The 22,335-nt window shown below is 71.4% G+C and carries 22 protein-coding genes, 1 pseudogene and 1 riboswitch; of the genes and pseudogenes, 4 read left to right on the plus strand and 19 right to left on the minus strand.

From position 1 onward, the window contains the following. Positions 1-10: 10 nt before the first annotated feature. Positions 11-1,225 carry a glycosyltransferase 87 family protein gene (locus tag ACIO3R_RS29580; protein ID WP_402110064.1) on the minus strand — a complete coding sequence of 405 codons (1,215 nt, stop codon included), beginning with the start codon at positions 1,223-1,225 and terminating at the stop codon, positions 11-13. Positions 1,226-1,368: 143 nt separating this feature from the next. On the opposite strand from ACIO3R_RS29580, the gene ACIO3R_RS29585 reads away from it, so the two are divergent. Together ACIO3R_RS29585 and ACIO3R_RS29590 are read left to right on the plus strand one after the other, a co-directional pair. Then, entirely contained in the window at positions 1,369-2,589 is a 1,221-nt protein-coding gene (locus tag ACIO3R_RS29585; protein WP_402110065.1) for a sensor histidine kinase, read from the plus strand. Then, complete coding sequence (locus tag ACIO3R_RS29590; protein ID WP_402110066.1) at positions 2,583-3,299, plus strand: response regulator; 717 nt, start codon at positions 2,583-2,585, stop codon at positions 3,297-3,299. The genes ACIO3R_RS29585 and ACIO3R_RS29590 overlap by 7 nt, the downstream gene beginning before the upstream one ends. A gap of 13 nt (positions 3,300-3,312) precedes the next feature. On the opposite strand, the gene ACIO3R_RS29595 is transcribed toward ACIO3R_RS29590, so the two are convergent. The 5 genes from ACIO3R_RS29595 to ACIO3R_RS29615 form a co-directional block, all read right to left on the minus strand. Continuing rightward, on the minus strand, positions 3,313-4,338 hold the full coding sequence (locus tag ACIO3R_RS29595) for an ABC transporter ATP-binding protein (RefSeq protein ID WP_402110067.1): 1,026 nt from the start codon (positions 4,336-4,338) through the stop codon (positions 3,313-3,315). A 2-nt stretch (positions 4,339-4,340) separates the two neighbouring features. Beyond that, on the minus strand, positions 4,341-5,954 hold the full coding sequence (locus ACIO3R_RS29600) for an ABC transporter permease (protein WP_402110156.1): 1,614 nt from the start codon (positions 5,952-5,954) through the stop codon (positions 4,341-4,343). A gap of 86 nt (positions 5,955-6,040) precedes the next feature. Then, a complete protein-coding gene (locus tag ACIO3R_RS29605; protein ID WP_402110068.1) occupies positions 6,041-7,144 on the minus strand; it encodes a thiamine ABC transporter substrate binding subunit in 1,104 nt (367 codons plus the stop codon). Between the two features lie 82 nt (positions 7,145-7,226). Further along, positions 7,227-7,343, minus strand: a riboswitch (TPP riboswitch). Positions 7,344-7,384: 41 nt separating this feature from the next. Next, positions 7,385-8,491, minus strand: a complete 1,107-nt coding sequence (gene rlmN / locus ACIO3R_RS29610) for a 23S rRNA (adenine(2503)-C(2))-methyltransferase RlmN (protein ID WP_385038484.1) — start codon at positions 8,489-8,491, stop codon at positions 7,385-7,387. Positions 8,492-8,563: 72 nt separating this feature from the next. Then, a complete protein-coding gene (locus tag ACIO3R_RS29615; protein WP_402110069.1) occupies positions 8,564-8,845 on the minus strand; it encodes a hypothetical protein in 282 nt (93 codons plus the stop codon). Between the two features lie 429 nt (positions 8,846-9,274). Here ACIO3R_RS29615 and ACIO3R_RS29620 point away from each other — a divergent pair, with 429 nt between their 5' ends. Continuing rightward, a complete protein-coding gene (locus ACIO3R_RS29620) occupies positions 9,275-9,802 on the plus strand; it encodes a hypothetical protein (RefSeq protein ID WP_402110071.1) in 528 nt (175 codons plus the stop codon). 71 nt (positions 9,803-9,873) lie between these two features. Here ACIO3R_RS29620 and ACIO3R_RS29625 read toward each other — a convergent pair whose 3' ends face one another. From ACIO3R_RS29625 to rpsB, 5 genes are all read right to left on the minus strand, one after another. Then, on the minus strand, positions 9,874-10,959 hold the full coding sequence (locus ACIO3R_RS29625) for a phosphatidate cytidylyltransferase (protein ID WP_385036147.1): 1,086 nt from the start codon (positions 10,957-10,959) through the stop codon (positions 9,874-9,876). Further along, complete coding sequence (gene frr / locus ACIO3R_RS29630; protein WP_362966856.1) at positions 10,959-11,516, minus strand: ribosome recycling factor; 558 nt, start codon at positions 11,514-11,516, stop codon at positions 10,959-10,961. The genes ACIO3R_RS29625 and frr overlap by 1 nt, the downstream gene beginning before the upstream one ends. Positions 11,517-11,684: 168 nt before the next feature. Continuing rightward, positions 11,685-12,461 carry a UMP kinase gene (gene pyrH, locus ACIO3R_RS29635; protein WP_385036148.1) on the minus strand — a complete coding sequence of 259 codons (777 nt, stop codon included), beginning with the start codon at positions 12,459-12,461 and terminating at the stop codon, positions 11,685-11,687. 158 nt (positions 12,462-12,619) lie between these two features. Further along, a complete protein-coding gene (gene tsf / locus ACIO3R_RS29640; protein ID WP_363025112.1) occupies positions 12,620-13,456 on the minus strand; it encodes a translation elongation factor Ts in 837 nt (278 codons plus the stop codon). A 99-nt stretch (positions 13,457-13,555) separates the two neighbouring features. After that, on the minus strand, positions 13,556-14,506 hold the full coding sequence (rpsB, locus tag ACIO3R_RS29645) for a 30S ribosomal protein S2 (RefSeq protein WP_073739114.1): 951 nt from the start codon (positions 14,504-14,506) through the stop codon (positions 13,556-13,558). Between the two features lie 399 nt (positions 14,507-14,905). Here rpsB and ACIO3R_RS29650 point away from each other — a divergent pair. Beyond that, positions 14,906-15,436 (plus strand): annotated as a pseudogene (locus tag ACIO3R_RS29650) (murein hydrolase activator EnvC family protein); the annotation flags it as partial. A gap of 98 nt (positions 15,437-15,534) precedes the next feature. Here the strand turns inward: ACIO3R_RS29650 and ACIO3R_RS29655 are convergent. The 8 genes from ACIO3R_RS29655 to lepB all read right to left on the minus strand — a co-directional run bounded on the left by ACIO3R_RS29655 (position 15,535) and on the right by lepB (position 22,325). After that, complete coding sequence (locus ACIO3R_RS29655) at positions 15,535-16,110, minus strand: helix-turn-helix domain-containing protein (RefSeq protein WP_363025253.1); 576 nt, start codon at positions 16,108-16,110, stop codon at positions 15,535-15,537. 142 nt (positions 16,111-16,252) lie between these two features. Further along, positions 16,253-17,089: an RNA polymerase sigma factor WhiG gene (gene whiG / locus ACIO3R_RS29660; RefSeq protein ID WP_123461958.1), complete on the minus strand. Its 837-nt coding sequence runs from the start codon at positions 17,087-17,089 to the stop codon at positions 16,253-16,255. Between the two features lie 284 nt (positions 17,090-17,373). Then, on the minus strand, positions 17,374-18,669 hold the full coding sequence (dprA, locus tag ACIO3R_RS29665; protein ID WP_402110072.1) for a DNA-processing protein DprA: 1,296 nt from the start codon (positions 18,667-18,669) through the stop codon (positions 17,374-17,376). Next, the gene (locus ACIO3R_RS29670; RefSeq protein ID WP_385036149.1) at positions 18,666-20,291 is read right to left on the minus strand and encodes a YifB family Mg chelatase-like AAA ATPase; all 1,626 of its coding nucleotides are present in this window, start codon (positions 20,289-20,291) and stop codon (positions 18,666-18,668) included. Before ACIO3R_RS29670 ends, dprA begins: the two co-directional genes overlap by 4 nt. Continuing rightward, positions 20,291-20,650, minus strand: coding sequence for a YraN family protein (locus ACIO3R_RS29675; protein WP_385036150.1), 360 nt, complete (start codon positions 20,648-20,650; stop codon positions 20,291-20,293). Before ACIO3R_RS29675 ends, ACIO3R_RS29670 begins: the two co-directional genes overlap by 1 nt. An 84-nt stretch (positions 20,651-20,734) precedes the next feature. Next, positions 20,735-21,043, minus strand: coding sequence for a DUF2469 domain-containing protein (locus tag ACIO3R_RS29680; protein WP_003965949.1), 309 nt, complete (start codon positions 21,041-21,043; stop codon positions 20,735-20,737). Between the two features lie 63 nt (positions 21,044-21,106). After that, positions 21,107-21,595 (minus strand): NUDIX hydrolase, encoded by a 489-nt coding sequence (locus tag ACIO3R_RS29685; RefSeq protein ID WP_402110074.1) that lies wholly within the window; start codon positions 21,593-21,595, stop codon positions 21,107-21,109. Then, on the minus strand, positions 21,585-22,325 hold the full coding sequence (gene lepB / locus ACIO3R_RS29690; RefSeq protein WP_402110076.1) for a signal peptidase I: 741 nt from the start codon (positions 22,323-22,325) through the stop codon (positions 21,585-21,587). Before lepB ends, ACIO3R_RS29685 begins: the two co-directional genes overlap by 11 nt. Between the last annotated feature and the right edge of the window lie 10 nt (positions 22,326-22,335).

The following is a 22,335-nucleotide window of genomic DNA, read 5'->3' on the forward strand; positions in this document are numbered from 1 at the left end:
CGGTCGCGGATCACCGGGTACGGCAGCGCGGCGGCGCCGGGCTCGGACGAGGCGTGGACGACGGCTGCGTCACGGCCCAGACAGCGAGGACCAGCGGATACACGAGGTAGCCGAAACGGGTGGCGGGCATGAGGACGACGGCGAGACTCAGCCCGAGTGCCAGCCGCAGCGCGGCGGCGGGCGCCGTTGCCGGTGGCCGGACGAGCAGCGAACCGGCCAGCGCCAGGGCGCAGCACAGAAGCAGGACGAGGGCGACGGTCCGGCCTCCGGGCAGCCCGGCGGCGAGCAGATGTCCGGGGAAGGGGGTCGCGGCCGGTGACACGGCGCCGGTCAGCCCCAGCGGGTAGCGGACGACATGGGTGACGAAGGCCGACGGATCGCGCAGTGCGGCCGGGAGCACGAGTACGGCGGTGGTGAGCCCCGCCGCGAGGGCGCAGCGCCACGGTGCCCCGCGCCCGGCGGCGCCGTCCCGGCGCATCGACATCAGCAGCACGACGACCACCGGGAGCGCGGGCCAGGCCGTCCACTTGAGGGCCGCGGCCAGGCCGGTCACCAGTCCGGCGGCGACCGGCCTGTCCCGTCCGGCCAGCGAGAGGCCCAGACACGTCAGCCCGGCCACCGGAAGGTCGACGCCGCCCACCGCCAGCGGCAGGGCGACGAGGGGAAGGGCGGCCAGCGCGAGCAGCGGCGGGCGGCGGGCGGCCAGCGCGAGCGCCCCGAGGAAGGCGGCTCCGGTCCAGAGCCGGGGATCGGTCAACGGGCCTTCCCCGAACAGGGCGTGCGGCATCCCGAAGACAGCCATCGCGGGAAGGTACGGATCGAAGTCCGCCACCGTCGCGGGATCGGGGGCGTACGGCGAGCCGGTCGCGAGCAGCGAATGCGCCGAGTGCGCGACGACCTGGACCTCCAGTTGCGCCCGGCCCATGAACACGAGGAGCGGCAGCGGCAGTCCCACGGCGCCGACGGCCGCGACGGCCGACGCCGCACGGCGGTTCCCGCGCAGGGCCGGCCACACCGCACCGGCGTATCCGGCGGCGGCCGACGCGCCCCAGATCCGGTGCGGAGCGAGTCCGGAGCACAGCGCGAGAAGCAGGGCGGCCACCGCGCAGCCGGCCCACGCGCACGCACCGGGCAGGTCTCCCCGGCCGAACCATTCCGCGCCGGCGCCGCGTCGCACCGTCGCCCCGGTTGCCGCGGCCGCCGCGGGATCTGCTGTTCCGTCCATGAATCCGAGGCTAGGAACGTGGCTCTCACGGCACGTCACACCGGAATCCGGTGTTCGCCCTCAACCCGTGGCATGAGACGCGGCCGGGAATTCCACCCCTGCTCCGATGTGCCGGAGGTCCCCGGTGCCGAACAATCCTGGGTATGAGCAGCACGATCACCCCCCGCGCCCGGGTCCAGCGGGCGCGCCTGCGAGCGCGCCGGTGGGCCTCGGCCCCCGCGTACCCCTGGCTGACGGGAGGTGCGCTGACCCTGTTCGCAGCCGGGGAGCTGATAGCCGTACCGGGCTCGGCGATCACCACGTTCGGGGTGCTGGTCTGCACGGCTTCCCTGATGTGGCGGGGTGTGCGGCCGGCCGTCTGCCTCCTCACGGTCGGCGCGGCCCTGCTCAGCTTCGGAACGGACGGCAACATGGCCTACGCGACGGTGGCCGGGACCCTGATCGGCAGTTACACGCTGGGCCGCCATCGCGTGCAGCACCCGGCCCTGCTCGTCGTCGGCGGTGCGCTGGCCTCGCTCACGGTCAACGTCGTCCACATCGACCGCTGGGCACGCGACGGATCGCCGGCGCTGCCCACGCTCCAGGGGAGTGACCGGCTGAGTCTCGGGCTGTACGCCGAGACGCTGGCCCTGACGGTGGTGATCCTGGGGGCGGTGAGCATGGGGGACGCGGTGCGCGCACGGGAGGAGACGCGGCAGGAGCGGGCGGCCGCCCAGTCCAGGCTGCTGGTGCTGGAGCGCCGGCAGGCGGCGGAGGCGGAGCGGGCCGCCATCGCCAGGGAGTTGCACGACATGATCGCGCACTCCGTCTCCATGATCGCCGTGCAGGCGGAAGGGGCGACCTACACCACCCCGGGGCTGTCCCCGCAGGCCAGGGACGCCTTCCAGCAGATCGCGGGCACGGCACGCGCGTCGATGACCGAGCTGCGGCGGATGCTCGGCGTGCTGCGCACCGACCGGGCGGCGGGGACGGCGACGGCGCCGCAGCCGACGCTGGCCGGGCTGAACGACCTGGTGGAGCAGCACCGGGCGGTGGGCGGCACGGCGGAGCTGCGGATCAGTGGCGAGCGGCCGGAGTTGCCCCCGTCCTGGGAGCTGTCGGCGTTCCGCATCGTGCAGGAGGCCCTGACGAATGTGCGCCGCCACGCGCCGGGGGCGCGGGCGGTGGTGGACATCGTCTACGGGACCGGTGTGCTGGCGGTCCGGGTCGGTGACGACGGACCGGGGCCGCGTGGCGCGCCGGCCGGGGGCGCCGGCCACGGGCTGGTGGGGATGAACGAACGGGCGGCGCTGCTCGGTGGCAGCCTCACCGCGGGCCGGGGCCCGGCGGGCGGCTTTCTCGTCGAGGCGGAGCTCCCGTGGTGATCCGGGTGGTGGTGGCCGACGACCAGGCCGTCGTACGGACCGCCTTCGCCGGGCTGCTCGGCACCCAGCCGGACATCGAGGTGGTCGGGGAGGCGGAGGACGGGGCGGCGGCGGTCCGGATCGCCGCCGAACACCGCCCCGACGTGGCCCTGCTGGACATCAGGATGCCGGGGCTGAACGGCATCGAGGCGGCTCGCGAGATCATCGCCGCCTCGGGCGGTGCGACCAGGGCGCTGATGCTGACGACGTTCGGGCTCGACGAGTACGTGTACGACGCGCTGACCGCGGGGGCCAGCGGCTTCCTGCTGAAGGACGCGACGTTTCCCGAACTGCTGCACGCGGTACGGGTGGTGGCCGACGGACGGGCGCTGCTCTCGCCGGACATCACCGGGCGGCTGATCGCGGAGTTCACCAGACAGCGGGTCGCCGCTCCGCCCGCGCGCTCCGTCGAGGGCCTGACCACCCGGGAGGTGGAGGTGCTCGTGCTGATCGCCCGGGGTCTGTCGAACGGGGACATCGCCGACCGGCTCACCATCACCGCGCACACGGTCAAGACCCATATCAACCGGCTGTTCGCGAAGATGGAGCTGCGGGACCGCGCACAGGCGGTGATCCTCGCCTACGAACTGGGCCTGGTCGTGGCCGGCTCCGGCGCGGGCGGCTCCGGCGCGGACGGGATACGGGCGGCGGGGCCGGACGCGGGCCGGTGACCCGTGCGGCCGGTCACCGCACGGCGGGCAGTACGACGCTCTCCGACGCGTCGAAGGTGACGCCGACCCGCGCGCCCTCCTCCGGTGTGGCGCGCAGTGCGCACTCGGCGTCCAGGGCCGGGCCGTGTTCGGGCACCAGTGTCACGGCGACGTGGTTGCCGCGGAAGGTGCGGGCGCCGACGGTGCAGCGCAGACCGTCCTCCGGGGCGCCGATCAGGACTCCGGCCGGACGCACCAGCAGATCACAGGCCCCCTGCGGCGATCCCGCGGGCACCGGCACCTTGCCCCAGTCCGTGTCGGCGGCCTCGCCGGTGACCGTCGCCTCCACCACGTTGTCGAAGCCGAGGAAGCGGGCGACGAAGGCCGATGCGGGACGCTGCCAGACCTCCAGGGGGGTGCCCACCTGGGCGATGCGGCCGTCGCGCATCACGACGACGCGGTCGGCCAGCGCGAAGGCCTCGCCCTGGTCGTGGGTGACCGCGAGCACAGTCGTACCCAACCGGCCGAACAGCGTGCGCAGTTCGACGACGAGGCGTTCGCGCAGGCTGCGGTCCAGCTGGCCGAGGGGTTCGTCCAGCATCAGCAGTTTGGGCCGGGGGGCGAGCGCCCGTGCGAGGGCGACGCGCTGCTGCTCGCCGCCGGAGAGCGCGGCGACGGCCCGCCGCTCGGCGCCGGGCAGCCCCACCAGTTCGAGGAGTTCGACGACCTTGCGGTCCTGCTCGCTCCGGCTCACGCCGTGCATCCGCAGTCCGAAGGCGACGTTGGCACCGACGTCGCGGTGCGGGAAGAGCTGGTGGTCCTGGAACATCAGGCCGAGCCCGCGCCGGTGCACCGGCACCCCGGCCTGGTCCGCTCCGTCGAGCAGTACCCGCCCGCCGTCCGGATGCCGGAGTCCGGCGACCACCCGCAGCAGGGTCGACTTCCCGCTTCCGCTCGGCCCCAGCACGCAGACGATCTCGTGCTCGGCGACCTCCAGGTCCACCGCGTCCAGCGCCGCCCGGTCACCGAAGCGCACGGTGGCCGATTCGAGTGTCAGCATCCCTAGAACTCCCCGGATCGATCGGTGCGGATACGTTCGAGCAGCAGCAGCGACACCGCGCACACGAGCATCAGAATGGTGCTGAGGGCCATCGCCTGGCCGTAGTTGAGATCCCCGGACCGCCCCAGCAGCCGTGCCACGGCGACCGGGAGCGTCGGGTTGTCGGGCCGTGCGATGAACACCGTGGCGCCGAACTCGCCGAGCGACACGGCGAACGCGAAGCCCGCCGCGACCAGCAGTGCCCGGCGCACCAGCGGCAGATCCACCTCGCGCCAGGCCCGCAGCGGCGAGGCGCCGAGCACCGCGGCCGCCTCGCGCAGCCGCCCGTCCACCGCCCGCAGGACCGGCAGCATGGTCCGTACGACGAACGGCACCCCGACCAGGGCCTGGGCGAGTGGCACCAGGATCCAGGAGGTCCGCAGATCGAGCGGCGGCTTGTCCAGGGTGATCAGGAACCCGAAGCCGACGGTGACGGCGGAGACCCCGAGGGGCAGCATCAGCAGGGCGTCGAAACCCCTGACCAGCCGGCCCCCCCGCCTGGTCAGAGCCGCTGCGGCCAGGCCCCCGACGATCAGCGCGATGACGGTCGCGACCAGCGCGTACCGCAGCGAGTTCCCGATCGCCTCCAGCGGCGCGACCAGGAACGTACCGCTGTTCGCATCCGCCGATGCCAGCGCGCGGTAGTAGTCGAGGCCGTGGCCGCCGGACACGTCGAGCGAGCGCTCCACCAGTACGCCGAGCGGCAGCAGGATCAGGACCAGCACGGTCAGCAGGACGCCTCCGAGCAGCGCCCACTGACCCGCGCCGCTCGGCCTGCGGGCAGTCTGCGCCGGGTCGACGAGCTTCAGCGCGGTCTCCCTGCGCCGTACGGTCCAGGCGTGCAGGGCGAGGATGGCGCCGACCGCGGCGAACTGCACGAGCGTCAGCACGGCGGCGGTGGGCAGCGCGAGCAGCTGTGCGGTCTGGCGGTAGATCTCCACCTCCAGCGTGGAGAATCCGGGGCCGCCGAGGATCTGGACGACGCCGAAGGAGGTGAAGGTGAAGAGGAAGACCATCAGCGCCGCGGCGGCCACGGCGGGGGCGAGCGCCGGAAGGGTGACACGCCGCCAGGCGGCGAACCGTCCGGCGCCGAGGACGCGGGCGGCCTCCTCCTGGCGCGGGTCGAGCTGCGACCACAGTCCGCCGACGGTGCGCACGACGACCGCGTAGTTGAAGAAGACATGGGCCAGCAGGATCGCCCACACCGTGGTGTCGAGCCGTACGCCCCACAGTCCGTCGAGGAAGCCGCCGCGCCCCAGCAACGCGAGGAACGCGGTGCCCACGACGACGGTCGGCAGGACGAACGGCACCGTGACGATCGCCCGCAGCAGTTGCTTGCCCGGGAAGTCGAACCGGGCGAACACATAGGCGCCCGGCAGTGCGATCAGCAGGGTCAGCGCGGTCGAGGCGAGCGCCTGCCAGAGGGTGAACCAGAGGACGTCCAGGATGTCCGGCCGGCTCAGCACCTCTCCGAACCGGCCGAACTGCCAGACGCCGTCGGCCTTGAGCCCCCGCCCGACGATCGCCGCGACGGGGTAGGCGAAGAACACCGCGAAGAAGGCGACGGGCACGGCCATCAGACCGAGCCGCACCGCGCTCCCGCGCCGTGACCGGGTACGTGCGGCCTTCCCGCGCGCGCCCGGTCCGCGTACGGGAGTCCTCGCTACTTCACTACGAGCGAGGACCATGACTGGACCCACTGCTCACGGTTCTTGGCGATGGTGTCCGGGGCGACGGTCGCCGGCTTGTCCGCGGTGGCCCCGAACTCCGTGAAGAGTTCCGGCAGCTTCGCGCCCTTGTTGACCGGGCTGACGAACATGTTGAGCGGCATGTCCTCCTGGAACTTCTTTCCGATCAGGAAGTCCAGCAGGGCCTTGCCGCCCGCCTCGTTCTTCGCGCCGTCGAGCAGACCGGCGAACTCGATCTGCCGGAAGCACGTCCCGGTGGCGACCCCGGTCGGGGCCGACTTGGGCTGCGGGTCCGCGTACAGCACCTCGACGGGCGGGCTGGAGGCGTAACTGACGACGAGCGGCCGGTCGGCCTTGGCCTTCCTGCCACCCGCGGAGCCGGAGAACTCCTCGTTGTACGCCTGCTCCCAGCCGTCGACGACCTTGACGCCGTTGTTCTTCAGCTTCTTCCAGTAGTCCTGGTAGCCGTCCTCGCCGTAGGCCGCGACGGTGCCGAGGAGGAAGCCGAGACCGGGCGAGGACGTCGCGGCGTTCTCGGTGACGAGGAGGTTCTTGTACGCGGGCTTCGCCAGGTCGTCGAAGGACTTCGGCGGCGCGAGCTTCTTGTCGGCGAAGTACTTCTTGTCGTAGTTGACGCAGATGTCGCCGGTGTCGACCGGGGTGACCCGGTGCTTTCCGGCATCCAGCTGGACGTCGGACGCGACCTGGTCGAGGCCCTTGGCCGCGTACGGCGTGAAGAGGCCGTTGTCGAGGGCGCGCGACAGCAGGGTGTTGTCGACGCCGAAGAACACGTCACCGCGCGGCGATCCCTTGGTCAGGATCTCCTGGTTGAGGGCGGCGCCCGCGTCCCCGCTCTTCAGCACCTTGACCGTGTAACCGGTCTCCCGGGTGAACTCCTTCAGCACGTCCTTGGACGCGTTGAAGGAGTCGTGGCTGACGAGGGTGACGGTCTTGGAGCCGGTGCCCTTGGTGCCGGCGGAGCCGGACGACGAGTCGTCGGAGCTGCCGCAGCCGGCGAGCGCGGTCGCGCCGATCGCGGCGGCGACGGCCGACACCGCGATCTTCTTGGTGGTGCTCATGTGATTCCTCCTGGGGGTGACCAGGAAGAGACGCGGCCCTGCCCGCACCGGATCGGAACCGGAAGCGGGCAGGGCGCAACAGCTTGAGTAAGGTCCGAACTTCCTACCCGGAATGACCCGGGCGAGGTTCAGAGGGTCTGCGGCCAACCTGTCCTTGGTGCCGCACTCTCAGCGCTGTGGCGCTCCCCTGTCGGAATATGAAGTTGAATTCACGCCCAGGCTACACGGCCGGTTTCGGCCTCAGCGCTCGGATGCCGCCAGCTGCCCGCAGGCGCCGTCGATCTCCTGGCCCCGGGTGTCCCGGACGGTCACCGGCACCCCGTGGGCGGCGATGGCCTCGACGAACGCCTTCTCGTCCTCGGGCCGCGAGGCGGTCCACTTCGAGCCGGGCGTCGGGTTCAGCGGGATCAGGTTGACGTGCACCCGCTTGCCCTTGAGGAGCCGGCCCAGCCGGTCCCCCCGCCAGGCCTGGTCGTTGATGTCACGGATCAGCGCGTACTCGATGGAGATACGGCGTCCGGACTTCTCCGCGTACTCCCAGGCCGCGTCCAGCACCTCGCGCACCTTCCAGCGGGTGTTCACCGGTACGAGGGTGTCGCGCAGCTCGTCGTCCGGGGCGTGCAGCGAGACGGCGAGACGGCACTTGAAGCCCTCGTCGGCGAAGCGCAGCATCGCCGGCACCAGGCCGACGGTCGAGACGGTGATCCCGCGCTGCGACAGCCCCAGCCCGTCGGGCTCGGGGTCGGTGAGCCGGCGGATGGCCCCGACCACCCGCTTGTAGTTGGCGAGCGGCTCGCCCATGCCCATGAAGACGATGTTGGAGAGCCGCGCCGGCCCCCCCGGGACCTCGCCGTCGCGCAGGGCGCGCATGCCGTCCACGATCTGGTGGACGATCTCCGCCGTGGAGAGGTTGCGGTCGAGACCGGCCTGCCCGGTGGCGCAGAACGGGCAGTTCATCCCGCATCCCGCCTGTGAGGAGATGCACATCGTGACGCGCTCGGGGTAGCGCATCAGGACGGACTCGACCAGCGTCCCGTCGTGCAGCTTCCACAGCGTCTTGCGGGTGGTGTCGTCGTCGCAGCTGATGTGCCGGACCACGGACATCAGGTCCGGGAAGAGCGCCTCGGCGAGCTTCTCGCGCGACGCGGCCGGAATGTTGTTCCACTCCGACGGGTCGTGCGCGTACCGCGCGAAGTAGTGCTGCGAGAGCTGCTGGGCGCGGAAGGGCTTCTCGCCGGTCGCGGCGACGGCTTCCTTGCGCTCGGCGGGCGTGAGGTCGGCGAGGTGCCGCGGCGGCCTCTTGGCTCCGCGGGGCGCGACGAAAGTGAGTTCTCCGGGCTTAGGCATGGTTCATCCAGTGTCGCAGACACGCCGGGGTGCGATCGGTCATCGTGCTGCCCGGCCCGCTGAGGGTAGGGGTCACTCCGCGACGAGGGCCCGGATCGCCCGGTCCGGCCAGTGGCCGACGGCTCCGCGCGAGGAGGCGATGCAGGCCGCCACGGTGTCCACGTCCCAAGCACCCGCATCGAGCAGGCCGGCGGCGAGGAGGAGCACGTACGCCCTGGAGGGAGGCACCGGGGTCACTTCGTCGGCCCGCCGGGGGGCCGTGAACGTGGGGACGGGCAGTCCGTCCAGCTGTCCGGCGCACACCAGCGTCTCGTACCGCCCGCTCCCCAGCCGCGCGACGCCTGACCTGAGCACCGGACCGAGATCAAGATCTTCGCCGGGGCTCCTGTACATCTCCTCAGCGGCGAAGTCCGCGAACTGTGACGCCGAGACGAGATGAGCGCGGGCGAAGACCCGCTCCTCCTGTTACGGGTCGCAGAAGGCCCGCCCCGGCGCCGGCCGCCCTCGATGCAGGAGGCGAGCCGGCCGAGACGGGTGTTCGAGCCGCACGAGGTGTACCAAACACGCTGTGGCGCGGACGCCTCCACAGCTCCGGGCTCGATCGAACGCGCGCCGGCCATGATGCCCCTTCCCTGCGGCTCCGCTTCCGTTCCTCCAGCGTCCCGGACACCTGGCAGTGGCCCCGCCCCACACCGGTGGGGGCGGCGCAGCACCCCTGAGCCGGGCCGGACGGGGTACCCGGAGTGACAGGACAGCCCACCGACCCAGCAGGAGGTATCAGTTGTGCACACCGTGAAGCACTGGTTCAGCCGCAGCCTGGCCGCACACGCCCTGGTGCTCTTCGTGCTGGGGCTGGGCCTCGAAGCCGTGTTCCGCCGGGACGATCATCCGGCGTTATGGGCGGTCCGGAGTCTCGTCTACACCGCGGTGGTCATCGGGGTCGTGGCGTACCAACGCCGCAGGACCAGCCGTGCGACCGGCGCGCGGCCCGACACGCTCATCGACCTCGGCCGCAGGATCCGGCACCGCGAGGTGCCGGAGGATCCCGAGGAGCGGGCGGTCATGCGCCGGCTGGTCGAGGACCAGCTCGGGAAGATGGAGCGGGGCAGCCGGTGGCTGCCCTACTGGCTGGGCTTCATGGGCCTGACCGCGGTGGGCATGCTGGTCCTCGGGGTCACCACCGGCTCACCGGCCCTGCCCCTGGTCTTCGGCGTGGGCGTGATCGTGTTCAGCTGCTGGCTCGTGTGGATACGCAAGCGGGCGATCGAGCGGTATCAGCACATGCGCTCGGCCCTGCGGGAACGCGGCTGACCTCACCGGACACGAGTGGGGCCCACCGTCCATGGACGGTGGGCCCCACTCGTGGTGACGCGTACGGACGCTCAGCCGGAGCCGACGAACAGGACCATCAGCAGCCAGACCACCGGGGCGGTCGGCAACAGGGAGTCCAGCCGGTCCATGATGCCGCCGTGGCCGGGCAGCAGCGTGCCCATGTCCTTGATCCCGAGGTCCCGCTTGATCATGGACTCGCCCAGGTCACCGAGGGTGGCGCTGGCGGCGACCGCGAGGCCGAGCAGCAGGCCCTGCCACCAGGCGCCGTCGTCGATCAGGAACTCCATGCACAGCGCACCGGCAACCATCGCGAAGGCCACGGCTCCGAAGAGGCCCTCGCGGGTCTTCCCGGGGCTGATCCGCGGTGCGAGCTTGTGCTTGCCGAACCGCCAGCCGACGGCGTACGCGCCGGTATCGCTGACCACGGTCAGCAGCAGGAAGGTCAGCACCCGCTGCGGCCCGTCGGCCGCGGTCAGGAGCATGGCGACGAAGGTGGCCAGGAACGGTACGTAGAACGCGGCGAAAACGCCGGCCGTGACGTCCTTGAGGTAGCCCTCCGGCGGTTGGGTCATCCGCCAGACGAGTACCGCGAGAGCGGTCAGCGCCATGGCGGCCCAGGCGCCCTCGGCGCCTCGCGCGTAACCGGCAACGACCATCGCCGCGCCACCGACCGCGAGGGGAACGAGCGGCGCCTTGATGCCCTTGCGCTCCTCCAGCCGGGAGGTGAGCTCCCAGAGGCCCACGACGACGGCGACCGCGATCACACCGACGAAGACGGCCTTGACGATGAAGAGCGAGGCGACGACGACGGCACCCAGCCCGACGCCGACCCCTATGGCGGCTCCGAGATCACGGCCCGCACGTTTCTTCTGCGGGGGTGGCGGCGCGGTGGACATGGGCTCCTGCGGCTTCTCGTCGCGGAACAAGGGGCCGCCGCTCAGGCGTGCGGCCCCCTGGTCCCGGTCATCACGGTCGTCAGCGTCTCTACCTGCGTCGGGAACGTCCGGCACGATGGGCATGGGCCGAGTCTGCTGGGCGTTATGCACATCGTATGCAGGACCCGCCGGAGCGGCCCGCATCTCGGGAGCGGCCCCGTGGCCGACGCCCTGCGGGGCGCCCCAGGAAGAGTCGTTCATCAGACTTCGAGCAGCTCGGCTTCCTTGTGCTTCAGCAGCTCGTCCACCTGCGCGACGTACTTCGCGGTGGTGTCGTCGAGCTCCTTCTCGGCGCGACGTACCTCGTCCTCGCCGGACTCCTTGTCCTTGACCAGCTTGTCGAGGATCTCCTTGGCCTTGCGGCGGACCGCGCGGATCGAGATCTTGGAGTCCTCGGCCTTGGTCTTCGCGACCTTGATGTAGTCGCGACGGCGCTCTTCGGTGAGGTCGGGGAAGTTCACCCGGATGATATTGCCGTCGTTGCTCGGGTTGACCCCGAGGTCGGAGTCGCGGATGGCCTGCTCGATGTTGCGCAGCGCCGTCTTGTCGAACGGCGTCACGACGGCCATGCGGGGCTCGGGCACCGAGAACGAGGCCAGCTGGTTGATCGGGGTCAGCGCGCCGTAGTAGTCGGCGACGATCTTGTTGAACATCGCCGGGTGCGCACGGCCGGTGCGGATCGCGGCGAAGTCCTCTTTCGCGACCACGACGGCCTTCTCCATCTTCTCCTCGGCCTCGAGGAGGGTTTCTTCGATCACCACGTGCTCCTGCGTGTCTTGAGTGGGCCCGGCGTGCTCGGGCCCGGCGGGTCCTGCGTCGCGTCCTCACCTGCACGGTGTCCGACCGGCAGGCCGTTGTCCATCCTTCGGGCCCCTACCGCGGGCCCCGGGAACTCACCGGGTCGCCCCGGTTCGGTCCCCCGGTTCTCAGGCCCGGGTGCTCTGGTCGCTCACGAGCGAACCGATCTTCTCACCCTTGACGGCGCGGGCGATATTGCCCGCCGTCGTCAGCTCGAAGACGAGGATCGGCAGCTGGTTGTCACGGCAGAGCGTGATGGCGGTGGCGTCGGCGACCTTGAGGTCGCGGGCGAGCACCTCGCTGTACTCCAGCGCGTCGAACTTCACCGCTCCGGGGTTGGTCTTCGGGTCGGAGTCGTAGACCCCGTCCACACCGTTCTTGCCCATCAGCAGCGCCTCGGCGTCGATCTCCAGGGCGCGCTGGGCCGCGGTGGTGTCGGTGGAGAAGTACGGCATGCCCATACCGGCGCCGAAGATGACGACGCGGCCCTTCTCCAGGTGCCGTACGGCGCGCAGCGGGATGTACGGTTCCGCGACCTGGCCCATGGTGATGGCGGTCTGGACGCGGGAGTCGATGCCCTCCTTCTCCAGGAAGTCCTGGAGCGCGAGGCAGTTCATGACGGTGCCGAGCATGCCCATGTAGTCGGACCGGGCCCGGTCCATGCCGCGCTGCTGGAGCTCGGCGCCGCGGAAGAAGTTGCCGCCGCCGATGACGATCGCGATTTCCGCGCCGTCCCGGACGACCGCCGCGATCTCGCGTGCGATGGCGTGTACGACGTCGGGGTCGACACCGAGACCCCCGCCACCGGCGAACGCCTCTCCGGACAGCTTCAGCATGAAGCGTCCGGCCACCTTGCCGTCGTCGCGCCTGTGGTCACCTGTTGCGGCGTCCGCGCCCTTGTTCATGGAGATTCTCCTCGTGCACATACGAAGAAGGCCATTGCCGGTGGGTCCGATGTCCCTCAGCGGCAATGGCCTCCTCGTCAGATCTGCGGTCGTACGGCGGTGTGCGGCCGTCGACTGCACCAGACCCTATCGGGGTCCACCGTTTTTCGCGGACGGACTCAGATGCCGACCTTGATGCGCGAGAAGCGCTTCAGGCTGACACCGGCCTCGTCCAGGACCTTCTGGACGGACTTCTTGTTGTCCAGCGCATACGGCTGGCCGAGGAGGGTGGCCTCCTTGAAGAAGCCGTTGACGCGACCCTCGACGATCTTCGGGAGCGCGGCCTCGGGCTTGCCCTCGGCGCGCGTGGTCTCCTCGGCGACACGACGCTCGGTCTCGACGATCTCGGCCGGGACGTCCTCGCGGGAGAGGTACTTCGGCGCGAAGGCGGCGATGTGCTGGGCAAGGCCCTTCGCCAGGTCGGCGTCGGCCTTGTCGAGCTCGACCAGGACACCGATCTGCGGCGGCAGGTCGGGCATGGTGCGGTGCATGTACACGGAGACGTAGGCGCCGGTGAACTGCTCGAAGCGGTCCAGGACGATCTTCTCACCGAGGTTGGCGTTGGCCTCGTCGACGTACGCCTGAACCGTCTTGCCGGCCTCGATCTCGGAGGAGAGCAGCGCGGCCAGGTCGGCCGGCGAGGTGGCGGCGACGTGCGCGGCCAGCGCGTTGGCGACGGCCTGGAACTTCTCGCCCTTGGCGACGAAGTCCGTCTCGCACTTCAGCTCGAGCAGGACACCGGAGGTGTTGTCCTCGGAGATGAGGGAGACGACGGCGCCGTTCTCGGCAGAACGGCCCTCGCGCTTGGCGACGCCCTTCTGGCCCTTGATACGAAGGGCCTCGACGGCACCATCGACGCTGCCATCGGCCTCGTCGAGCGCCTTCTTGCAGTCCATCATGCCGGCGCCGGTGAGCTCACGGAGCTTCTTGACGTCAGCGGCGGTGTAGTTCGCCATGAGTCTGTATTTCTCTCTCGAAGTCTGAAAGATCTACGGGTGAACGGCGGGGGCGGTGCTTGTCGCACCGGCCCCCGCCGTCGTCAGCCGTGACGGGTGTCAGGCCTGCTCGCCGTCCGCGGCCGGAGCCTCGGCGGCGGGGGCCTCGACGGCCGGCGTCTCGGTGGCGGGAGCCTCGGCGGCGACCTCGGCCTCAGCCTCGGCCGGCGTCTCGGCGGCGTCCGCGACCTTCTCGGTCTCGGCGGAGGTCTGGACCTCGGCGTCGGCCTTCTTGTCGCCCTCGAGCAGGTCGCGCTCCCACTCGGCGAGCGGCTCACCGGCGGCCTTCTCGCCCGGCTTCGAGTCGCCGGTCGCAGCGCCGGAGCGGGCGATGAGGCCCTCGGCGACGGCGTCGGCGATCACGCGGGTGAGCAGGGTGACGGAGCGGATCGCGTCGTCGTTGCCCGGAATCTTGTAGTCGACCTCGTCGGGGTCGCAGTTGGTGTCCAGGATCGCGACGACCGGGATGTGGAGCTTGCGCGCCTCACCGACGGCGATGTGCTCCTTCTTGGTGTCGACGATCCAGACGGCGCTCGGCACCTTCTGCATCTCGCGGATACCACCGAGGGTCTTCTCCAGCTTGGCCTTCTCGCGGGAGAGAACCAGGAGCTCCTTCTTGGTGAGGCCGGAGGCGGCCACGTCCTCGAAGTCGATGAGCTCAAGCTCCTTCAGACGCTGAAGGCGCTTGTAGACGGTGGAGAAGTTGGTGAGCATGCCACCGAGCCAACGCTGGTTGACGTACGGCATGCCGACGCGCGTCGCCTGCTCGGCGATGGCCTCCTGGGCCTGCTTCTTCGTACCCACGAACATGATGGAGCCGCCGTGGGCGACGGTCTCCTTGACGAACTCGTAGGCGCGGTCGATGTACGACAGCGACTGGAGCAGGTCGATGATGTAAATGCCGTTGCGCTCCGTGAAGATGAAACGCTTCATCTTCGGGTTCCAACGACGGGTCTGGTGACCGAAGTGGACGCCGCTTTCCAGCAGCTCCCGCATCGTGACGACGGCCATGGCCGTACTCCTTGAGGTGCTCGGTTATCGCGACCGCAGGATTGCTGTCGCGCCTGACGCCCCGACGCGCCGTGCCACGAGGGACCGAGGAGCGCGGCCACCTCCGTTGAGAGGGAGATGGCGGGGCGTGCGAAGTCGACCCGGTGACCCGGATCGCCACAAGAAGTGTACGGGACCCGTCGAGTGCCGGGTGACGGCGCTGTCCACAACCGGCCGGTACTCCACAGATCCGGTCCATGATCCCCGCGAACCGGCCCGGCGGGGGACGGTTGTGCCATGCGAAACACATCTGACCGGGACGGATGCCGTGCCCGGCACCGGGGCCGCGGCGCACCGGGCGGCGGTCCGGGGCGTCTGGTGCGGGCGGCATCGGCGGCGGCCGCCGCGGCGCTTCTCGCGATGGGGTGCTGCGGAGTCGCCGCGCCGGCCGCGGGACAGCCGCCCGCACCGGTGACGGCGCCGGTCCCGGTGGAACCGCCGGACCGCGATGGCGTCTGGCCGCTGGCGGGGCGGCCGATGGTCGTACGGGGGTGGGAGCCGCCCGCCACGGAGTACGGGCGGGGGCACCGCGGGGTGGACCTCGGCGCCGGACCGGGAACAGCGGTGCTCGCGGCCGCCTCCGGCCGGGTCTCGTTCGCGGGTGGCGTCGCCGGACGAGGGGTGCTGGCGATCGAGCTCGCGGGGACGGGCGATCCACCGCTGCGGACCACGTACGAGCCGGTGCGCCCTTTGGTCACCAAGGGGGACGAGGTCACCGCGGGACAGGTGGTGGCGGTCATGGGGACGGGGCCGTCCCACTGCGCTTCGGGCTGTCTGCACTGGGGCCTGCGCCGCGCGGCGGCGTATCTGGACCCGCTGTCTCTGCTGCCGCCCTCACTACTGCGGCGCGGACCCTCCCGGCTGCTGCCGGTGACCGGCGTTCCCGGACCCGGACCCGCACCGACGTCCGGCGGGGACCCGGCGGCGGCGCAGGAGAGCGGGCGGGCCTTCCCCGCGCTGCTCAGGGGCGCCGTGTGGGCGCGCCGGTGTCAGCCCTGGCCGCCGGGGGCGCCCCGGACACCGCAGAGGATCATGGCGACCGCGGTGTCCGCGATCACGCCCGGCTCCTCCGCCACGCTGAGTTCGATACGTCGCACCGCGGCGTCCACGGAGCCCTGCAACAGCATGGCCGCCAGCCGGGGCTGCTCGTGGCCGAGGTCGCCGAGCGCCTCGACGATCATGGCGATCAGCCCGCCGTGGGCGGCACGGATCTTCTCCCGGGCGCCCGCGTCCAGTTCGCTCGCGGAGATCGCGACGACGGCCCGGTGGCGCCGGTCCCCCACCAGATCGAGCTGCCGTCGCACATACGCCTCGATCTTCTCCTCCGGCGTCTGCGCCCGCTCCATCGCGTTCTCCACCTCGGCCGCCCAGACGGGGAAGTCGACGGTGCAGAGTTCTTCCACGACGGCCGCGCGGGACCGGAAGTACTCGTAGACGGAGGACCGGGCGAGGCCCGTGCGTTCGGCGAGGGCGGGGAAGGTCAATGCCTCCGTGCCTCCCTCGGACAGCAGGGAACGCGCTGCGTCCAGGAGGGCGCCGCGCTGCATGGTCCGGTGCTCGGCCACAGAGGCCGCTCGAATCCTGGGCACGCGTCCACTCTACGGCGACCGGTGCCCGGGAGGGGGCGGGTGCCCCCGATCAGTGGCCGGAGCAGACCCGGCCGGGCGTGCCCGGAGGTGTTCTCCGGTGGTGTTCCCGGTGGTGTTGTCAGCGCCCGGCGTCGGCCAGTTTCGCGCGCAGCTGCAGCACCGACTTGGTGTGGATCTGGCTGACCCGGCTCTCGGTGACCCCGAGGACGTTGCCGATCTCGGCAAGGGTGAGTCCCTCGTAGTAGTAGAGCGTGACGACCGTCTTCTCCCGGTCCGGGAGGGTGTTGATCGCTCGGGCGAGCAGCCTCCTGAGCTCACGGCCCTCGGCCACTTCCACCGGATTGTCGGCGGCGGTGTCCTCAAGCGTGTCCATCAGGCTCAGCCGGTCGCCGCCCTCGCCGCCCACATGGAGCAGCTCCTCCAGCGCGACCACATTGGCCAGTGACAACTGGCTGAAAACCGCGTGGAGTTCCTCCAGCGCGATCTCCATCTCCGCCGCGACCTCCGCCTCCGACGGGGTACGCCGCAGCCGCGCCTCCAGCGTCGCGTAGGCGCGTTCCACCGCCCGCGCCTTCTGGCGCACGGAGCGGGGGATCCAGTCCAGCGCCCGGAGTTCGTCGATCATCGCGCCCCGGATGCGGGTGATCGCGTATGTCTCGAACTTGATCGCACGCTCGATGTCGAACTTCTCGATCGCGTCGATCAGCCCGAAGACCCCCGAGGAGACGAAGTCCGCCTGCTCGACGTTGGACGGCAGGCCCACGCTCACCCGGCCGGCGACGTACTTCACCAGGGGCGAGTAGTGCAGGATCAGCTGCTCCCGCAGCCGCTCGTCGCCCGTGGTCTTGTACGAACGCCACAACTCGTCGAGCGAGGAGGGGGCGGGAGGGCGCACAGTGCCACGCGCAGCCGGTGGTACTGCCGCTCGGTCAGACCCGGAGGTGTGCTGGGGCATGTGGTGCCTTGAGCCGTTCTGCTGTGAATTACTGGGGAATTTGCGTCTGGAGCGGGATCCTTGTGAGCGTAGCGTGACTGAAGTGTCGCGGTGCGCGCAGGATATGGGATCGGCGCTGTGCACTTCCGGGAGAGCGGACACGACACCGGACTCGGCGACGGACATCACCGCGGACGAGGACATGGCCGGCCTCCGGGGCCGACGCGTCGCGCGCCGGCCCCGGAGGCGTTGCCGAACGATCCGCCGAGGTCATCGGCATCACCTTTTCACCCGAATGCCCCAGGTCAAGTACCGCCTCGCCGCGCGTCGTCATTGCAAATAGACCGTCGCGTCAACTGCCATCCATCGCCATGACGTTCGACGAACCCCAGTGAGTGCAGTTCGTACAGCTTGGCGAGCGCCTCGTCGGCACCCGTTCCCGCGGTGCGGGCCACCTCGCGTGCGTCGGCGGCGCCGCGGGCCGGCAGCGCGTCGAGAACCCGGGTGCAGCCGGCGTCCAGAAGGTCCCGCGGAAGCACCGGACCGTGCCGGGGCGGGGCGAGCTCCCCCATGTCACCCACCAGTTCGGCGACTTCCGCCGCGTCCGTCACCAGCACTCCCTCTCCTCGCAGGAGTTCATGGACGCCTGCCGACAGACCGCTGGTGGCAGGTCCCGGAACGCCCATGGTGAAGCGACCGAGCCGCTGGGCGCAGCGCGCCGTGACCAGTGAACCGCTGCGGTACTCCGCCTCGACCACGACGGTTCCCCGCGTCAACGCGGCGATCACCCTGTTCCGGAGGATGAACCGGCTGCGGGTGGGATGTTCGGCCGGCGGCAGCTCACCGATGAGGAGCCCCTGTTCGGCCACGCGTCCGATCAGTTCGGCATGTCCGCGGGGGTACACGACGTCCACCCCGCAGGCCAGCACCGCCGCCGTCGCCCCACCGGCGGCGAGGGCCCCCCGGTGAGCGGCCCCGTCGACCCCGAAGGCCGCGCCCGAGACGACCACCCACCCCAGCTCCGCGAGTCCGGCGCCGAGTGTCGTCGCCATGTGCGCCCCGTACGGGGTGCAGGCGCGGGCACCGACCACCGCGACGGAACGCAGCGCCCAGAGCCGCAGATCGGGCCTCCCCCGCACCCAGAGCCCGGTCGGCCTGGTGTCGCCCAGGTCGTCGAGCTGGCTCGGCCACTCGCGGTCGCCCGGACAGACGAAGCGCCCGCCGACCGCCGCCACCGCCTCCAGGTCGCGCCCGGGGTCGGCCACCTCCGCCCGCAGTCGATAGCCGGCCAGGCGCTTCGCCGTCATGCCGCTCAGCTGCTCGGCCGATCCGTCCCGGGCCGTGATCCGCCGCAGCAGTTCCCCGGCGCCGCACTCCCGCAGCCAGCGGCCGCCCCGTTCGTCCCCCGGCTCCATGACCCGGGTCAGGGCGGCCCGCGCCAGCCGCTCCCCGTCGCCCACCCCGCCGGCGGCCCGCTTCTGCCGCTCGCCCTCGCCCACCCCGCCGTACGCCCCTACCTGCCGCTCCCGGTCACCCGTTCCCGGCACCCTCGGGAGCCCCTCGGGCGGCGAGCCGCACCCCCCGGCCCCCTGCCCCGTCATGCCGCGCCCGCCGTCATCGGGGCCCCTCGCGGAATCCCGGTGCGCAGCTCCAGCGCCACCGCGATGTCCGAGGCGTCCGGTCGGCCGGCGCCCCGCAGATCCGCGACGGTCCACGCCACCCGCAGGACCCGGTCCAGGCCCCGCGCGGTGAGCAGGCCCCGCTCCATGTCCCGCTCGGCCGCCATCAGCGCCCCCGGCGCCGCGACCAGCCGGGTCCTCAGCTCATGTCCGGGGACCTCGCTGTTGGTGGTCCAGGGGGTGCCGGCCAGCCGCTCCGCCGCCCGCCCCCGCGCCTCCCGCACCCGGGCGGCGACCGTCGCGGTCGACTCGCCCCGGCCGCCCTGCCCCATCAGGTCCGCGCGCTTGACGGGGTCGACGGCCACCCGCAGATCCACCCGGTCGAGCAACGGACCGGAGAGCCGGGCCTGGTAGCGCCGGACCGACGCGGGAGGGCATTCGCACCCGGCACCGCTCAGGGTGTGCCGCCCGCACGGGCACGGGTTGGCGGCCAGCACCATCAGGAAGCGGGCGGGCAGCCGCACCACCCCGGCGCTGCGGGCCACCACCACGTGCCCCGACTCCAGCGGCTGGCGCAGCGCGTCCAGGGCCCGTACGGAGAATTCCGGCGCCTCGTCCAGGAAGAGGATGCCGCGATGGGCCAGCGACACCGCGCCGGGCCTCGGCAGCCCGTTGCCCCCGCCTACCAGCGACTGCATGGTCGCCGAGTGGTGCGGTGCGCAGTACGGGGCCCGGGAGACCAGGGGTTCGCCCGGCGGCAGGATGCCCGCCACCGAGTGGACCGCGGTCACCTCAAGGGATTCCTGCCTGGTCAGGGGCGGCAGGATCGCGGGCAGCCGTTCGGCGAGCATCGTCTTGCCGGCGCCCGGCGGTCCGGACAGCAGGAGGTGGTGGCCACCGGCCGCCGCGACCTCCAGGGCCTTGCGCGGCCGCTCCTGGCCCGCGACGTCCGCCAGGTCCGGCCGGTGTCCCTCGCCCTGTGCCGAGCCCCTGGCGATGCCGGTGCCCATACCGGCGCCGGGCACCATGAGACCGGCCAGCATGGTGTCGGGACGCCCCTGGTCGTGGGGCTCCTGCTCCTCGGGCACCGGTTCGTCGCAGAGCACGGCGATCAGCTGCCGCAGGCTCCGTACGCCGAGCACGGAGACCCCGGGTACCAGGGCCGCCTCGCCCGCCGTCTGTTCGGGGACGACCACCTGCCGGTACCCGGCCTCCGCGGCGGCCAGCACGGCGGGCAGTACCCCGCGCACCGGCCGCACCCGGCCGTCGAGCCCCAGCTCCCCGATCATCACGACGTCGGCGATCGAAGCGGGGTCGATCCGCTCGGCCGCGCCGAGCACCGCACACGCCACGGCGAGATCGAAACCCGAACCGCCCTTGGGGACCGAGGCCGGGGAAAGACCCACCGTGAGCTTCTTCTGCGGCCACTCCGCGCCGGAATTGACCACCGCCGCCCTGACCCGGTCGCGGCTCTCCACCAGGCTCTTGTCCGGCAGCCCCACCAGGGTGAAGGCCGCCACACCCGCCTCCAGGTCCGCCTGGACCTCCACCACCACGCCCTCGACGCCGACCAGGGCCACCGAGCAGGCACGCGCGAACCCCATCAGGCCACCCCCCGCGCATGCTCGGCCAGCGGCGCGCCACGCCTGGGCAGCACCACGCCGACGAGGTCGATCCGCACCCCGCCGGGCGGCGGGCCGCCGTGCCGGTCCAGCCAGAGTTCGGCCAGCCGGCGCAGGCGGTCCGCCTTGGCCGGTGTGACGGCGGCCATCGGGTGCTCGAAGGCACCCGCCCTGCGCGTCTTCACCTCACAGATGACGAGCGCGTCGCCGTCCAGCGCGACAATGTCGATCTCGCCGGTGCGACAGCGCCAGTTGCGCTCCAGTACGGCCATGCCGGCATCGATCAGCAGCCGCGCCGCCAGATCCTCGCCGTACCGCCCGAGTGCCCCCCGTGCGTTCATATCGGCACCACCTCCGGCACCGACTCTGACGCGTCCGCCCGAAGCTAGTGGATCTTGGTGGACAAGCCGGCGGATGTGGACAACTCAGCCACCCGGAAGTTCGAGATCGCTCTTGTTGAGCTCCTCGATGTTGACGTCCTTGAACGTCAGCACCCGGACCTGCTTGACGAACCGTGCGGGCCGGTACATGTCCCAGACCCAGGCATCCGCCATGGACACCTCGAAAAACACCTCACCCTGGACCGAGTGCACCTGCATCTCGTAGTCGTTGGTGAGGTAGAAGCGCCGTTCGGTCTCGATCACATATTTGAACAGACCGACGACATCGCGGTACTCCCGGTAGAGCTTCAGCTCCATCTCGGTCTCGTACTTCTCGAGGTCCTCGGCGCTCATTGACATGTTCCCCTTCAGCCGTGCGTTCCCCCATTGTGCGCCAGGCCCCGGCGCCCCGGACGCTCAGGCGATTTCGGGAGCCAGAACCAACGGCGAACGCGGGGGACCCTCGTCGAGCAGCGTGCGCAGCAGCCCGGCGAGTCTGGTCGGGTACACCGTCTCACGCGTCGCCGACAGTTCGGCGGAGGTCCACCACCTCAGACCCGCGACACTGCGCCGTTCCAGCCCGGTCTGCCCGCTGGTGTCCGTCAGGGTCCGCGTAGTACGGGCGAGGAAGTACCACTCGTCCTGTCTCCAGCGCCGGCCGTCGAAGGGGAAGGAGCACAGCCGCTTCCAGAGGACCGGGCCCAGCTCGACGTCCCGGATCCCGGTCTCCTCGGCCAGTTCGCGCAGCGCGGCCTGCTCGCGGGTCTCGTCACCCTCCAGCCCTCCGCCGGGGGTGAACCACCAGGTGCTCGCCGGGTTCTCCGGTTCGAACCCGTGCATCAGCAGGATGCGGTCGTCCGGATCGAGGAGTACCAGGCGGGAGACCTTGCGCTGCTCAGCGGACACCGGCGGGCGCCTTCCTCTGCTTGTTCCGCTTCGACCGGGCGGCGACCGGACCGTACACGGCACCGGCCAGGATCAGCACCACGCCGCCGATCACGGCCCCGAGCTGAAGCTCGAGCGGTCCGGCCGACGACACCCCGCCCGGCAGCGCGGCGAAGGCCTGCGGCCGTCCGATCATGCTGCCCAGCGGCCAGGCGACGGCGTCCACCCGGGCCGTCACGGCGCTGCGGGGCACCGAGCCCTGTCCGCCGTCCTCCAGATGGACCCGGGAGTCCAGCGAGACCCGGCGGTCGTCGCCCAGAAGAAAGAGCTGGCCCTTGGGCACCTCGGCCGTGAAGTCGTTCGCCGAGGCGGGGTCCGCCGACTGCAGATACGGTTCCTCAACGGGTATGCCGTTGACCGTGAGCCGGCCGTCCTTCTCGCAGCAGGCGACCTTGTCGCCGCCGATCCCGACGACCCGCTTCACCATCGGCATTTCGCCCCACGCCGGATCGGTGAACACCACCACATCGCCGCGGCGCACCTCGCTGCCGTCCACCCGTTGTGCGAGCACCCGGTCGCCCGCGTTCACCGTCGGGGTCATCGACTCGGTCGGCACCGTGTACGGCCGGTACTCCACGGCTGCCCAGGCGAACCCGCCGAGGAAGAGCACACAGCCGACGGCCACCGCCAGCCCCGACAGCATGCTGCCGAGCCGGCCGCGGCCGTCATCCGTACGTCCTGTTCCACTCATCCCAGCGTCC

The organism is Streptomyces sp. NPDC087428 (assembly GCF_044744085.1).
In the GTDB taxonomy this organism is placed as follows: Bacteria; Actinomycetota; Actinomycetes; order Streptomycetales; family Streptomycetaceae; genus Streptomyces.

Coding starts and splice junctions, on each gene's coding strand:
- ACIO3R_RS29580 (WP_402110064.1), bottom strand. CDS start 1,225: ATGGACGGAACAGCAGATCCCGCGGCGGCCGCGGCAACCGGGGCGACG.
- ACIO3R_RS29595 (WP_402110067.1), bottom strand. CDS start 4,338: ATGCTGACACTCGAATCGGCCACCGTGCGCTTCGGTGACCGGGCGGCG.
- pyrH (WP_385036148.1), bottom strand. CDS start 12,461: ATGAACAAGGGCGCGGACGCCGCAACAGGTGACCACAGGCGCGACGAC.
- whiG (WP_123461958.1), bottom strand. CDS start 17,089: ATGCCCCAGCACACCTCCGGGTCTGACCGAGCGGCAGTACCACCGGCT.
- ACIO3R_RS29675 (WP_385036150.1), bottom strand. CDS start 20,650: ATGAACGCACGGGGGGCACTCGGGCGGTACGGCGAGGATCTGGCGGCG.
- lepB (WP_402110076.1), bottom strand. CDS start 22,325: ATGAGTGGAACAGGACGTACGGATGACGGCCGCGGCCGGCTCGGCAGC.
- ACIO3R_RS29600 (WP_402110156.1), bottom strand. CDS start 5,954: ATGGCCGTGCCCGTCGCCTTCTTCGCGGTGTTCTTCGCCTACCCCGTC.
- ACIO3R_RS29670 (WP_385036149.1), bottom strand. CDS start 20,291: ATGGGGTTCGCGCGTGCCTGCTCGGTGGCCCTGGTCGGCGTCGAGGGC.
- tsf (WP_363025112.1), bottom strand. CDS start 13,456: ATGGCGAACTACACCGCCGCTGACGTCAAGAAGCTCCGTGAGCTCACC.
- dprA (WP_402110072.1), bottom strand. CDS start 18,669: ATGACGGGGCAGGGGGCCGGGGGGTGCGGCTCGCCGCCCGAGGGGCTC.
- ACIO3R_RS29680 (WP_003965949.1), bottom strand. CDS start 21,043: ATGAGCGCCGAGGACCTCGAGAAGTACGAGACCGAGATGGAGCTGAAG.
- rlmN (WP_385038484.1), bottom strand. CDS start 8,491: ATGCCTAAGCCCGGAGAACTCACTTTCGTCGCGCCCCGCGGAGCCAAG.
- ACIO3R_RS29585 (WP_402110065.1), top strand. CDS start 1,369: ATGAGCAGCACGATCACCCCCCGCGCCCGGGTCCAGCGGGCGCGCCTG.
- ACIO3R_RS29625 (WP_385036147.1), bottom strand. CDS start 10,959: ATGAACGACTCTTCCTGGGGCGCCCCGCAGGGCGTCGGCCACGGGGCC.
- rpsB (WP_073739114.1), bottom strand. CDS start 14,506: ATGGCCGTCGTCACGATGCGGGAGCTGCTGGAAAGCGGCGTCCACTTC.
- ACIO3R_RS29605 (WP_402110068.1), bottom strand. CDS start 7,144: ATGAGCACCACCAAGAAGATCGCGGTGTCGGCCGTCGCCGCCGCGATC.